The sequence below is a fragment of the Streptomyces sp. NPDC054866 genome, assembly GCF_053610745.1.
Window position 1 is genome coordinate 869,376 of the sequence record NZ_JBSGZA010000002.1, and the last position, 12,173, is coordinate 881,548.

Sequence of the window (12,173 nt, forward strand, 5' to 3'; positions counted from 1 at the left end):
ATCGAAGGCGCATGGGTACGTCCACTTGTGCGTCATACGGCTGTAACCACCCGTCCGCCAGTAGATCGAAAGTGACTCGGCGGTAGCTCGATGTGCGAGCACGTGTTCAACTCTTGAAGGCACAACACCCGTAGACCCGGTGATTCGCTCGAATGAGCGGCCTATACTCAGATGTGAGTTCACCTCATGAATGATCGAGCAGTGGCACTGAGTGCCACCCCTTGGAGAAGTGCAGTCGCCCTCGATCCGCTCATCTGAGCGCAACCCCTATCAGGGGTGGCGAGAATCACGCCGTTTGAAGCGGCCAGATGTCAGCATCCGGACGCGAATCGAGACGGAGAACGAGACGGTCACACGCCCGTCATACGCCTCACACGCCGAGCGCGGCCAGCCGCTCCTCCGCCCGCCTCGGGGCGTACAGGTGCTCCACCACCAGCGTTCCCGCACCGATGAGGGCCGCGCGCTCACCGAGGCGGGAGGTGACGACCTCCAGATGAGCGGTGGAGCGGGGCAGGGCCCGCTGGTACAGCAGCTCACGCACACCCGTCAGGAACGGTGTTCCGGCCAGATCTCCGGCGATCATGAGAACTCCGGGGTTCAGGAGCGTGACGACGGTGGCGAGAACCTCGCCTACGTGCCGCCCCGCCTCGCGCGCGAAACCGACCGCCACCGGGTTCCCCGCCTCCAGAAGCGCCCGCACATCCGCCCCCGAGGCCGCCGGAACGCCCGCCTCCGTCAGGCGGCGGGCCACCGCGCGACCGCTGGCCACGGCGGCCAGGCAGCCGTAGGAACCGCACTTGCACAGGGCGTCGGCACCCTCAGGCACCCGGATGTGGCCGATGTCCCCGGCGCCCCCGTCGATGCCCCGGTAGACCGCGCCGTCCACGACGACGCCCGCGCCGATGCCGGTGGAGACCTTGACCAGGGCGAAGGCCGAGCACTCGGGGTAGGAGGCGCGCTGTTCGCCGTACGCCATGAGGTTCGCGTCGTTGTCGACGAGTACGGGGACGTCGGCGGGGCCGGGTGCGGGTACGGGGGTGCCTGCGGGGCCGCTCGTCTGCTCGGTGAAGGCGCGGCGCAGGCGGCCCCGTATGTCGTAGCCGTCCCAGCCCGGCATGATCGGCGGCTGGACGACGCGGCCCGTCTCGCTGTCCACGGGCCCCGGGACAGCGAGGCCGATGCCGCAGACCGAGGCCGGGGCGCGGTCGGCCTTGCGCAGCAGCTCGGCGAAGCGGACGCCCAGCTCGCCGAGGACCGTCTCGGGGCCGTCCTCGATCGCCAGGGGCCCCGCGTGCTCGGCGACGATCTCGCCGGTGAGGCCGAGCAGGGCGGTGCGGGCGTGCCGGGTCTCCAGGTCGGCGGCGAGGACGACCGCGTGGGCGTCGTCGAACTCCAGGCGGACGGCCGGGCGCCCGCCGAGCGGCGAGCCCGCCTTGTCGCCCCTGCCGGAGGGACCGCCCACGCCCTCTCGCAGCCAGCCCGCACGGAAGAGCCGGTCCAGGCGCTGGCCGACCGTGGCGCGGGAGAGCCCGGTGGCCTCCTGCAGTGCGCCGCGCGTGGTGGCGCGTCCGCTGCGCACCAGGTGGAGCAGGTCCCCGGCGCCGGCATGCTGCCCGCCCACGCGTCCCCCCGCCGCCTGTCCTTCCGCCTGTCCTTCGCGCCCTGATCTGTCCGGCATCCGCTCTCCCCTTGTGTTCATCAACTCCCCGTTACATATTGAGTTTTGCGCGTTAAGTAGACGTAACTCTAGGATGGACAACGCCAAACTGACAGGGCGTCGAGGCCCTCGGGGAGAACCGCGTGGACCGCACGAACGTGGACCGCACAAACGGGGGCCGCACAGCCCAGCTGACCGCCCGCCGTGCCCCTTGGCCCGCACGGGCGCTGCGTGAACGCGCCGCCGAGGTCCTGTGGGCCAACTGGACGGGTACGTCGACGGTCCCTTCCCGGCAGCTCTATCCCCACCAGTGGTCCTGGGACTCCGCGTTCATCGCGATCGGCCTGCGTCATCTCTCCCCTTTACGGGCGCAGTTGGAGCTGGAGACGCTGCTCTCCGCCCAGTGGGGCGACGGCCGCGTCCCGCACATCGTGTTCAACCCTTCCGTCCCCCTGGACGCCTACTTTCCCAGCCCCGACTTCTGGCGCTCCACCACGGCGGGCCGCACCGCCGGGGCACCCGGTGCCGTGCAGACCTCCGGCATCGTGCAGCCGCCGGTGCACGCGCTCGCCGCCTGGCTGGTCCACCGCTCGGACCCGGGCCTCTCCCGCGCCCGTTCCTTCCTGGCCCGCGCCTACCCCCGGCTCGCCGCCTGGCACCGCTATCTGCTGCACCGCAGGGACGCGGGCGGCGCGGGCCTCGCCGCCGTGATCCACCCCTGGGAGCAGGGCATGGACAACAGCCCTTGCTGGGACGCCCCGTTGAGCCGTGTGACCCCGGCCGACCCGGCCGCGTACCGGCGTGCGGACCTGAATCACGGCGCCGCGGAGGACCGGCCGACCGACCTCGACTACGGCAGATATGTGCGCCTCGCCGCGGACTACCGCGATCGCCGATACACGGACGGAGCGGGCGAGTTCGCCGTCGAGGACCCCTCGTTCAACGCGCTTCTGATCGCCTCCGAGTACGCACTGGCCCGTATCGAGGCCGAGTTGGGCCTGCGCGACGCCTCCGGGGAACGGGAAGCCCGCGCGGCAGCCCTGACGAGCACCCTCGTGGCACGCCTGTGGGACCCGTCGGAGGGCCTGTTCTTCTGCCATGACCTGCGCTCCGGTGGGCTGGTGCCGGAGCGCGGTGTCGGCGGTCTGGTCCCGCTGATCCTGCCCGCGCTGCCGCGCCGCGTCGCCGCCGCGCTCGTACGGACCGCGTGCGGACCGCACTTCGGCCTCGGCGGCCCCGCGCGGCTCGTGCCGAGCTACGACCTCACGGGAAGCGCCTTCGACCCCCGGCGGTACTGGCGCGGGCCCGCGTGGTTCAACACCAACTGGCTGCTGGAGCGGGGACTTCGGCTGCACGGCGAACACGCGCGGGCGGACGGCCTGCGCCGCGCGCTGCTCGATGTGGCCGGGGAGTCCGGGTTCGCGGAGTACGTGGACCCGTACACGGGGCGGGGCTGCGGTGCGCGCGGCTTCGGCTGGAGCGCCGCGCTCGCCCTGGATCTGCTGCTCGACGATCCCGCCGGGCGTGACGAGGAGCCGCACGGGAGGCCCGCTGACGTGCCTGCCGCCGCGGCGACGAGGGAGGGGTTCAGGGATGACTGATCGGCGTCAACCACTGGTGCGGGGCGGTACGTTCGCGGCGCTGGGCGCGGGGGGCGACATCAGCGGGGTGCGGGGTGGCACGGCCCCGGACGGTCTGTTCGTGCGCGACGCCCGGCATTTGAGCCGCTGGCAGCTGACGGTGGACGGGGCCGTCCCGGAGATCCTCGCGCCGGTGTCGGACGCCGACGCGGACGCGGGTGTGGCGCGGTGCGTCCTCGTCCCGCGCGGCGGCAGGCAGGAGCCCGCGTCCTGCACGCTCTTCCGCGAACAGGCGGTGACGGACGGCGCGTTCGTGGAGTCGCTTCGCGTCACGTGCAATCGCTCGGTGCCGACGACCGTGCGTCTCGCGCTGACCGTGGACGTCGACTTCACCGACCAGTTCGAGCTGCGCTCCGACCACCGTACGTACGCCAAGACGGGCGCCGTCAGGTCGCGCAAGGTCATCGGCGGCGGTGAGGGCGAGGAGATCCAGGGCATCGAGTTCGCCTACCGGCGCCGCGAGTGGTGCTCCCGTACGACCGTGACCGCGGACCCCGCGCCGGATGCCGTCGAGGAGACGGGGACCGGCGCGCGGCGGCTCGTCTGGGCCATCGACCTCGACGCGCACGGCACGGCGGAGGTGGCACTGAGTGTCGCGGCGCACCCGCACGGAGCACCGCAGCCGCAGTCACAGCCACCGGTGAGCCCAGCACAGGCCGCAGCCCAACTCGTCGCCCTGGAGGGCGAGTTCGCGTCGGACGTCGAGATCCCCGGCGGCTGGCCGGAGCTGGCGGCGGCGTGCCGGCGGGGCCTCGCGGACCTCGCCGTACTCCAGGTGTCCGCGTCGGGCCCTGACGGAGAGGCGCTGAGCGTCCCGGCGGCGGGCGTCCCCTGGTTCCTGACGCTCCTGGGCCGCGACGCCCTCCTGACCTCGCTCTTCGCCCTCCCCTACCTGCCGCGCCTGGCCGCGGCGACACTCCCCGCGCTGGCCGCCACCCAGGCGACGGAGGCCACGGAGGGGGCGGTCGCCCAGACCGGGAAGATCGTGCACGAGGTACGGCACGGGGAGCTGGCCCACTTCGGACAGGTGCCGTACGGCCGCTACTACGGCTCCGTGGACGCGACCCCGCTCTTCCTCGTCCTGTTGGGCGCGTACACGGAGCGGACGGGCGACACGACTCTGGCCCGCCGCCTTGAGCCGCACGCGCGGGCCGCCGTCGGCTGGATCCTCGACCACGGCGGCCTCACCGCGCGCGGCTATCTCGTCTACCGCGCGGACGAGGGCGGCCTCGCCAACCAGAACTGGAAGGACTCCCCCGGCGCGATCTGCTCCGCCGACGGCAGCCGCGCCACGGGCCCCGTGATGGCGGCGGGCGCACAGGGCTACGCGTACGACGCGCTGGGCCGCACGGCGTGGCTGGCGCGCACGGTCTGGGGCGACACGGTCTACGCGGACCTCCTCGCACAAGCGGCGGCCGACCTGCGGGACCGCTTCCAGCGGGACTTCTGGATGCCGAAGCAGGGCTTCCCCGCGCTCGCCCTGGACGGCGAAGGACACCAGGTCGACGCGCTCGCGTCGGACGCCGGCCACCTCCTGTGGTCCGGCCTCCTCGACAAGGAGTACGGAGAGGCGGTGGGCCGCCGCCTCCTGGAACCGGACTTCTTCTCGGGCTGGGGAGTCCGCACCCTGGCCGCCGACCAGCCCGCGTACCACCCGCTCTCCTACCACCGGGGTTCGGTATGGCCGCACGACAACGCGCTCATCGCGCTGGGCCTCGCGCGGTACGGGCTGCACGACGAGGCGCGGGCGGTGGCACGGGGCCTGGTGGCGGCGGCGACGCGAGGCGGTGACCGGCTGCCGGAGGTGCTTGCGGGGTACGGGCGGGAGTCGTATCCGGGCCCGGTTCCGTACCCGCACGCGTGCGTACGGGAGTCACGGTCGGCGGCAGCGCCGTTCGCGCTGCTGAGTGCGGTGGGCGGGTAGCTGAGCCGAGGCCTGTGCCGCGGTGAGGCTCAGCCGCCGGACGTGTCCAGCTCCGCGTCCTCGCTGATGCCCGCGCAGTCGTAGGGGTCCTTCAGCCAGCCGTCCGGCAGGACCACGCGGTTGTTGCCCGACGTACGGCCTCGCGGGCCGTCCGCACCCGCCGGCCACGCCTGGTCGAGGTCCAACTCGCCGAGCCCGTCCTCCAGTTCGGCGAGGGACGAGGTGATCGCGAGGCGCTTGCGCATCTCCGAGCCGACCGCGAAACCCTTCAGGTACCAGGCCACGTGCTTGCGGAAGTCGATGACACCGCGCGCCTCGTCGCCGATCCACTCGCCGAGGAGGGTCGCGTGCCGCAGCATGACGGCAGCGACCTCGCGCAGGTCCGGCGCCTTGGGCGCGCCCGTGCCCTCGAAGGCGGCCACCAGGTCGCCGAAGAGCCAGGGGCGGCCGAGGCAGCCGCGGCCCACGACGACTCCGTCGCAGCCGGTCTCCTTCATCATCCGCACCGCGTCGGCGGCGGACCAGATGTCGCCGTTGCCGAGGACCGGGATCTCGGGGACGTGCTCCTTGAGGCGGGCGATGGCGTCCCAGTCGGCGGTGCCGCCGTAGTGCTGGGCGGCGGTGCGGCCGTGCAGGGCGATCGCCGTGACGCCCTCCTCGACGGCGATGCGGCCCGCGTCGAGAAAGGTGATGTGCTCGTCGTTGATGCCCTTGCGCATCTTCATCGTGACGGGCAGATCCCCGGCGCCGCTGACGGCCTCACGGAGGATCGCGCGCAGCAGGGGCCTCTTGTACGGGAGCGCGGAGCCGCCGCCCTTGCGGGTGACCTTGGGGACGGGGCAGCCGAAGTTCAGGTCGATGTGGTCGGCGAGGTTCTCCTCGGCGATCATGCGGACCGCCTTGCCGACCGTGGCCGGGTCGACGCCGTACAGCTGGATGGACCGGGGCTTCTCGGTCTCGTCGAAGTGGATCAGCTGCATGGTCTTCTCGTTGCGCTCGACCAGAGCGCGCGTCGTGATCATCTCGCTGACGAAGAGACCCTTGCCCCCGCTGAACTCCCGGCACAGCGTCCGGAACGGCGCGTTCGTGATGCCCGCCATGGGGGCGAGCACGACGGGCGGCCGCACGGCGTGCGGGCCGATCTGAAGCTGGGGCTCCATGGCGCGGGATTCCTCCGGGACGAGCGGGCTGAGAGGGGGCAGACCTCCTATTGTCCCCCATCCGCGCGAGTGCCCCCGCGAGTGCCCACGCGGGTGCCCACGCTCCCGGCCTTCACCAGGCGGTACAGCTCCTCCGTGGCCGCCTGCGAGCGCGCGTCCGCCGGGACGTACGTCCCCAGGCGCGGGCCCTCGGCCGGGCCGAGCCACAGCCCGTGGTACGTGAAGTGCAGCGGGCCGACGAGCGAGTTGTTGAACCGTTTGGACTGGTCCACCGCCTGCATCACCTCGTGCCGCTCCCACAGCTCGCAGAACTCCGGCGAGGCCTTGCGCATCCTCCGGAGCAGCGTCTTCCACGCCGGGTCCGCGAGATGCCCGGCCATCCGCGCCCGGAACCTCGCCACCATCCGGCGCATCGTCTCCTCCCGGTCCTCCATGGCGGCCTGCCAGGCGGGATGCGTGAAGGTCAGCCACATGCAGTTGCGGTCCTCGGGCGGCAGCACGTCGAGGTCGGTGAGGAGGTTCGCGTACGTCGCGTTGTAGGCGAGGACGTCGTAGCGGGCGTTCTGCACGCACGCCGGGAACGGCTCAAGCTGGGTGACGATCCGCAGCAGGCCCTGCGGGACCGACGCGGTCTCGGCGGCCGGGGAGGGGTCGGCGGTGCCCGCCAGCTGGAAGAGATGGGCCCGCTCACCGGCGTCCAGCATCAGGGCGCGGCACAGCGCGTCGAGGACCTGCGCCGATACGTGGATGGCGCGGCCCTGCTCCAGCCACGTGTACCAGGTGACGCCCACCGTGGAGAGATGCGCGACCTCCTCGCGGCGCAGGCCCGGCGTACGGCGGCGCGGGCCGCGGGGCAGGCCCGCCTGCTCGGGCGTGATGCGCTCGCGGCGGCTGCGCAGGAAGTCGGCGAGCTCACTGCGGCGGATACGGTCGGGCTGCGTGGGCGTCGCGGTGTCCACAGGGTCGGACGGTGCGGTGTCCACGGGGCCGGATGGTGCGGTGTCCATGGGATCAGCTTGCCTTTCCGGCGGCTGCCCGGCGACCCTGTTTCCAGGTAGTACAGGTACCAGGATAAAGAGACTCTGGTACCAGGCTGGCGATGCGACGACCGTCGTACTCGTGAACCTCACGAACTCCACCGCCCACGTCCTCAAGCCCACCACCCAGGGCGCCCGGCCCACAGCGGACTCCTCCCCCGCCCTGACCCCGCTCGGCCTCGTCACCATCCTGCTCGGCGCCGCGCTCCCGATGATCGACTTCTTCATCGTCAACGTCGCCCTGCCCAGCATCGAACACGACCTGCACGCCTCCCCCGCCACCCTGGAGATGGTCGTCGCGGGCTACGCCGTCGCGTACGCCGTGCTGCTCGTGCTCGGCGGGCGGCTCGGCGACACGTACGGGCGCCGCAGGCTCTTCCTCTGGGGTGTCGCCGCCTTCGGCGTGACCTCGCTGGCCTGCGGGCTCGCGCCCGGCGCCTGGTGGCTGGTGGGGGCGCGCGTCGCCCAGGGCGCGGCATCCGCGCTGATGCTGCCGCAGGTCCTCGCCACCATCCACGCGACGACGCGGGGCGAGCGGCGCTCGAAGGCGGTCGCCCTCTACGGCTCGGTGGGCGGCATCTCCATCGTCCTCGGCCAGGTCCTCGGCGGCGTCCTGGTCTCCGCCGACCTCGCGGGCACCGGATGGCGCGCGGTGTTCCTGGTGAACGCGCCCGTCGCCGTCGCCGCCCTGCTCTGCGCCGTGCGCTCGGTGCCGGACAGCCGGGCCGAGCAGCCCACTCGTAGCGACATCGGGGGCACGCTCCTGCTCGCCGCGTCCCTGATCGCGCTGCTGCTGCCCCTGACCGAGGGGAGGGCCGCGGGCTGGCCCCTGTGGTCGGTGCTTTCCCTGGTCGCCTCGCCGTTCCTTGCCTGGGCGTTCGCCCGCGTCGAGCTGCGCGGCGAACGCACCGGCGGCAGCCCGCTGCTGCCCCCTTCGCTGCTGCGCGAACCCGGCGTACGGATGGGGCTCACCATCGGCCTGCCCATCTTCACCGGCTTCGCCGGCTGGATGTTCGTCAGCGCGGTGACGCTCCAGCAGTGGCTCGGCTTCAGCCCCTTGAAGTCCGGGCTGACCCTGATCCCCATGGGGGTCGCGCAGTTCGCGGCGTCGATGCTCGCCCCGCGCCTGGTGACGCGGCTCGGCAGCCGCGCGATGACGCTGTGCGCGCTGGTGCACGGCACCGGGCTCGCCATCCTCGCCCTGACGGTGCTGTGGACGCCGTACGCCTCACTGAGTCCGCTCGTCCTCGCCCCCGGTCTCGTCCTGTGCGGCCTCGGTCAGGGCGTGCAGCTGGCGCTCTACTACCGCATCGTGCTCGCCGCGGTGCCGACCGCGAAGGCGGGCGCGGGCAGCGGCCTCGCGGCGACGGTCCAGCAGTCCTGCCTGGCCCTCGGCGTCGCCACCCTCGGCTCGCTCTTCCTGGCCCTGGTGCCGGGCCTGGGCATGCGGGACGCGTTCGCGATCGTCCTCGGAGCGCAGCTGGCCGGTCTCGTCGGCCTGGCGGTGCTGAGCCTGCGGCTGCCGCGGAGGGTGGGCTGAGGCATCCCGGGGGGCCGAGGGGGGCGTGCGCCTCCGTCCACAGGAGCGACGCACAGCCGACCGGGTTACCGTCGAACTCATGCCCCAGCAAGAGCTCACGCACCGCCGACGCGTGCTCGTGCTCGCGATCTGCTGCATGAGCCTGCTCATCGTCAGCCTCGACAACACCGTCCTGAACGTCGCTCTGCCCACGATGGCGCGGGAGTTCGGCACCAGCATCTCGGGCATGCAGTGGACGATCGACGCCTACACCCTCGTACTCGCCACGCTCCTCATGCTCGCGGGCTCGACGGCGGACCGGCTGGGGCGCCGGAAGATCTTCAAAGTGGGCCTGGTGATCTTCACGCTCGCCTCGGTGGCCTGCTCCCTCGCGCCCAACCTGGAATCCCTCGTGGCCTTCCGCATGGCCCAGGCCGTGGGCGGCTCCATGCTCAACCCGGTCGCGATGTCGATCATCACCAACACCTTCACCGAGCCGCGCGAGCGGGCCCGCGCCATCGGGGTATGGGGCGGGGTGGTCGGCATCTCCATGGCGGCGGGCCCGCTCGTGGGCGGCCTGCTCGTGGACTCCATCGGCTGGCGCTCCATCTTCTGGATCAACCTGCCGGTCGGCCTCGCGGCCCTGCTCCTCACCATCCGGTACGTCCCCGAGTCCCGCGCCCCCAAGCCGCGCCGCCCCGACCCCGTGGGCCAGCTCCTGGTCATGGTGCTGCTCGGCGCCCTGACGTACGCGATCATCGAGGCGCCGGCGGCGGGCTGGACCTCACCGCTGATCATCACGTTCGCGGCCGCGTCGCTCCTGGCACTCCTCGGGCTTCTCGCCTACGAGCCGCGCCGCGCCGACCCCCTCATCGACCTGCGCTTCTTCGGCTCGGCACCGTTCAGCGGGGCGACGGTGATCGCGGTCTGCGCCTTCGCCGCGCTGGGCGGTTTCCTCTTCCTCTCCACGCTCTACCTCCAGAACGTACGCGGCCTGAACGCCCTGCACGCGGGCGTCTGGATGCTGCCGATGGCCGCGATGACGCTGGTCTGCGCCCCGCTGTCGGGCCGCCTGGTCGGCAGCCGGGGCGCGCGCCTGCCCCTCCTCGTCGCGGGGGTCGCAATGACGACGTCCGGGGTCCTCTTCGCCGCCTTCGACGCGGAGACCACGAACGCGACGCTCTTCCTCGGCTACGTCCTCTTCGGCCTCGGCTTCGGCTTCGTGAACGCCCCCATCACGAACACCGCCGTCTCCGGGATGCCCCGCTCCCAGGCGGGCGTCGCGGCCGCCGTCGCCTCCACGAGCCGCCAGATCGGCCAGACGCTCGGCGTCGCGGTCATCGGCGCGGTACTGGCCTCGGGGGTGGGGTCTTCGTCGTACGCGTCCACCTTCACCGAGGCGAGCCGCCCCGCCTGGTGGATCATCGCGGGCTGCGGCCTGGCGGTCCTGCTCCTGGGCGCACTGACCAGCGGCAACTGGGCGAGGGAAACGGCCCGCCGAACGGCGGAACGCCTGGAGGCGACCGCACCGCAGGAACGACTTACGGACCCAGTCCGCCCAGCCCACCCGGGCCGGCGCGAGGCGCGCCCCTGAGCCGCCTGCTGGCCGCGCACATACAAAAATTTCCCACGCCCCGGCCCATCTGAAGCCAGCGCCCGGCCCACACGCTGGGGCTACGCTCGCGCCGTGACTGCGACTTGGGAATCGACTGCACCAGGCGTCCTGCGACTCCCCTCTGGCCGACTGATCCGCGGCCGGGGCCTGCGCCACGCCCTTCCGGACGGTCCGACGCCTGACTTCGCGCTGTACCTCCTGGGCAAGGAGCCGCCCGCCGTCGAGTGGGAGTCCCGCTGGCTGCGATGGCCCGACTTCCGCCTCCCCACAGACCGCCCGGCAACGACCGCCGCCCTGCGCGAGGCGCTGGAGCGGTCCGGTACGGAGCGGGTCGAGGTCGCGTGCGGCGGCGGCCAGGGGCGTACGGGGACGGCGCTGGCGTGCATCGCGGTACTGGACGGGGTGCCGGGCGGCGACGCCGTGGCCTATGTGCGGGAGCACTATGCGGCGCGGGCGGTGGAGACGCCGTGGCAGCGGAGGTTCGTGAGGCGGTTCGGCTGATCACCCTGGACTTACGCCACACCCGAGTGACAAATGACAGATGACAGATATTGAAATCTGTCATCTGTCATGGCATGGTGAATGCATGCGTACTCTCACCCTCGGAACCACCGGCCCCCACACCTCCGCCATCGGCCTAGGCGCCATGGGCATGTCCGCCCTCTACGGCGACGCCGACCGCGCCGAGTCCATCGCGACCATCCACGCCGCCCTCGAAGCCGGCGTCACCCTCATCGACACCGGCGATTTCTACGCCATGGGTCACAACGAGATGCTGATCGGCGAAGCCCTCCGCTCCGCCCCCGCCGCCCGCCGCGAACAGGCCCTCACCAGCGTCAAGTTCGGTGCCCTCCGCGACCCTGACGGCGGCTGGTCCGGGTACGACGGGCGGCCCGCGGCCGTCAAGAACTTCGCCGCGTACTCCCTCCAGCGGCTCGGCGTCGACTACATCGACGTCTACCGCATCGCCCGCATCGACCCCGACGTCCCCGTCGAGGAGACCGTCGGCGCGATCGCCGAGCTGGTCGAGAAGGGGCACGTCCGGCACATCGGGCTCTCGGAGGTCGGCGCCGACACCATCCGTCGCGCCGCCGCCACCGCCCCCATCTCCGACGTACAGATCGAGTACTCGCTCATCTCACGCGGCATCGAGCAGCAGATCCTGCCCACGGTCAGCCAGCTCGGCATCGGCATCACGGCGTACGGAGTGCTCTCCCGCGGTCTGATCTCCGGGCACTTCACACGCGACCGCAAGCTGGCCGCGAACGACTTCCGGGCGATGAGTCCCCGCTTCCAGGGCGAGAACCTCGACCGGAACCTCGACCTCGTCGACGCCCTCCGCAAGGTCGCCGAGCAGAAGGGCGTGAGCGTCGCGCAGACGGCCATCGCCTGGGTCCTCGCGCAGGGCCCGCGGCATGACGCGGCGATCGTTCCGCTCGTCGGCGCCCGCCGCCGTGACCGTCTCGCCGAGGCGCTCGGCGCGCTCGACGTGACGCTGGACGAGACCGACCTCGCCGCGATCGAGCAGGCGGTTCCCGCGGGTGCCGCGTCCGGTGCGCGTTATCCGGAGGCACAGATGGCGCACCTCGACAGCGAGCACTGATCTCCCCCGGGTACGGTC

The 12,173-nt window shown here is 72.3% G+C and carries 9 protein-coding genes; 6 read left to right on the top strand and 3 right to left on the bottom strand.

What is annotated here, in order from left to right; translation table 11 throughout:
- Nucleotides 1–370 precede the first annotated feature (370 nt).
- Nucleotides 371–1,678, bottom strand: a complete 1,308-nt coding sequence (locus ACWGI2_RS12665; RefSeq protein ID WP_453695216.1) for an ROK family protein — start codon at nt 1,676–1,678, stop codon at nt 371–373.
- Between the two features lie 137 nt (nt 1,679–1,815).
- Here ACWGI2_RS12665 and ACWGI2_RS12670 point away from each other — a divergent pair, with 137 nt between their 5' ends.
- Both ACWGI2_RS12670 and ACWGI2_RS12675 read left to right on the top strand, forming a co-directional pair.
- Entirely contained in the window at nt 1,816–3,258 is a 1,443-nt protein-coding gene (locus ACWGI2_RS12670) for an MGH1-like glycoside hydrolase domain-containing protein (protein WP_453695741.1), read from the top strand.
- Nucleotides 3,251–5,221 (top strand): amylo-alpha-1,6-glucosidase, encoded by a 1,971-nt coding sequence (locus tag ACWGI2_RS12675; RefSeq protein ID WP_453695218.1) that lies wholly within the window; start codon nt 3,251–3,253, stop codon nt 5,219–5,221. Before ACWGI2_RS12670 ends, ACWGI2_RS12675 begins: the two co-directional genes overlap by 8 nt.
- A 29-nt stretch (nt 5,222–5,250) precedes the next feature.
- Here ACWGI2_RS12675 and dusB read toward each other — a convergent pair whose 3' ends face one another.
- Complete coding sequence (dusB, locus tag ACWGI2_RS12680; protein WP_453395445.1) at nt 5,251–6,381, bottom strand: tRNA dihydrouridine synthase DusB; 1,131 nt, start codon at nt 6,379–6,381, stop codon at nt 5,251–5,253.
- Between the two features lie 47 nt (nt 6,382–6,428).
- A complete protein-coding gene (locus ACWGI2_RS12685; RefSeq protein WP_453695220.1) occupies nt 6,429–7,388 on the bottom strand; it encodes a helix-turn-helix transcriptional regulator in 960 nt (319 codons plus the stop codon).
- A gap of 112 nt (nt 7,389–7,500) precedes the next feature.
- On the opposite strand from ACWGI2_RS12685, the gene ACWGI2_RS12690 reads away from it, so the two are divergent.
- The 4 genes from ACWGI2_RS12690 (at nt 7,501) to ACWGI2_RS12705 (ending at nt 12,155) form a co-directional block, all read left to right on the top strand.
- Entirely contained in the window at nt 7,501–8,958 is a 1,458-nt protein-coding gene (locus ACWGI2_RS12690) for an MFS transporter (RefSeq protein ID WP_453695222.1), read from the top strand.
- Nucleotides 8,959–9,037: 79 nt separating this feature from the next.
- Complete coding sequence (locus ACWGI2_RS12695) at nt 9,038–10,531, top strand: MFS transporter (RefSeq protein WP_453695223.1); 1,494 nt, start codon at nt 9,038–9,040, stop codon at nt 10,529–10,531.
- A gap of 93 nt (nt 10,532–10,624) precedes the next feature.
- Nucleotides 10,625–11,053, top strand: a complete 429-nt coding sequence (locus ACWGI2_RS12700; protein WP_453695225.1) for a protein-tyrosine phosphatase family protein — start codon at nt 10,625–10,627, stop codon at nt 11,051–11,053.
- Nucleotides 11,054–11,138: 85 nt separating this feature from the next.
- Complete coding sequence (locus ACWGI2_RS12705) at nt 11,139–12,155, top strand: aldo/keto reductase (protein ID WP_453695227.1); 1,017 nt, start codon at nt 11,139–11,141, stop codon at nt 12,153–12,155.
- Nucleotides 12,156–12,173: the final 18 nt, after the last annotated feature.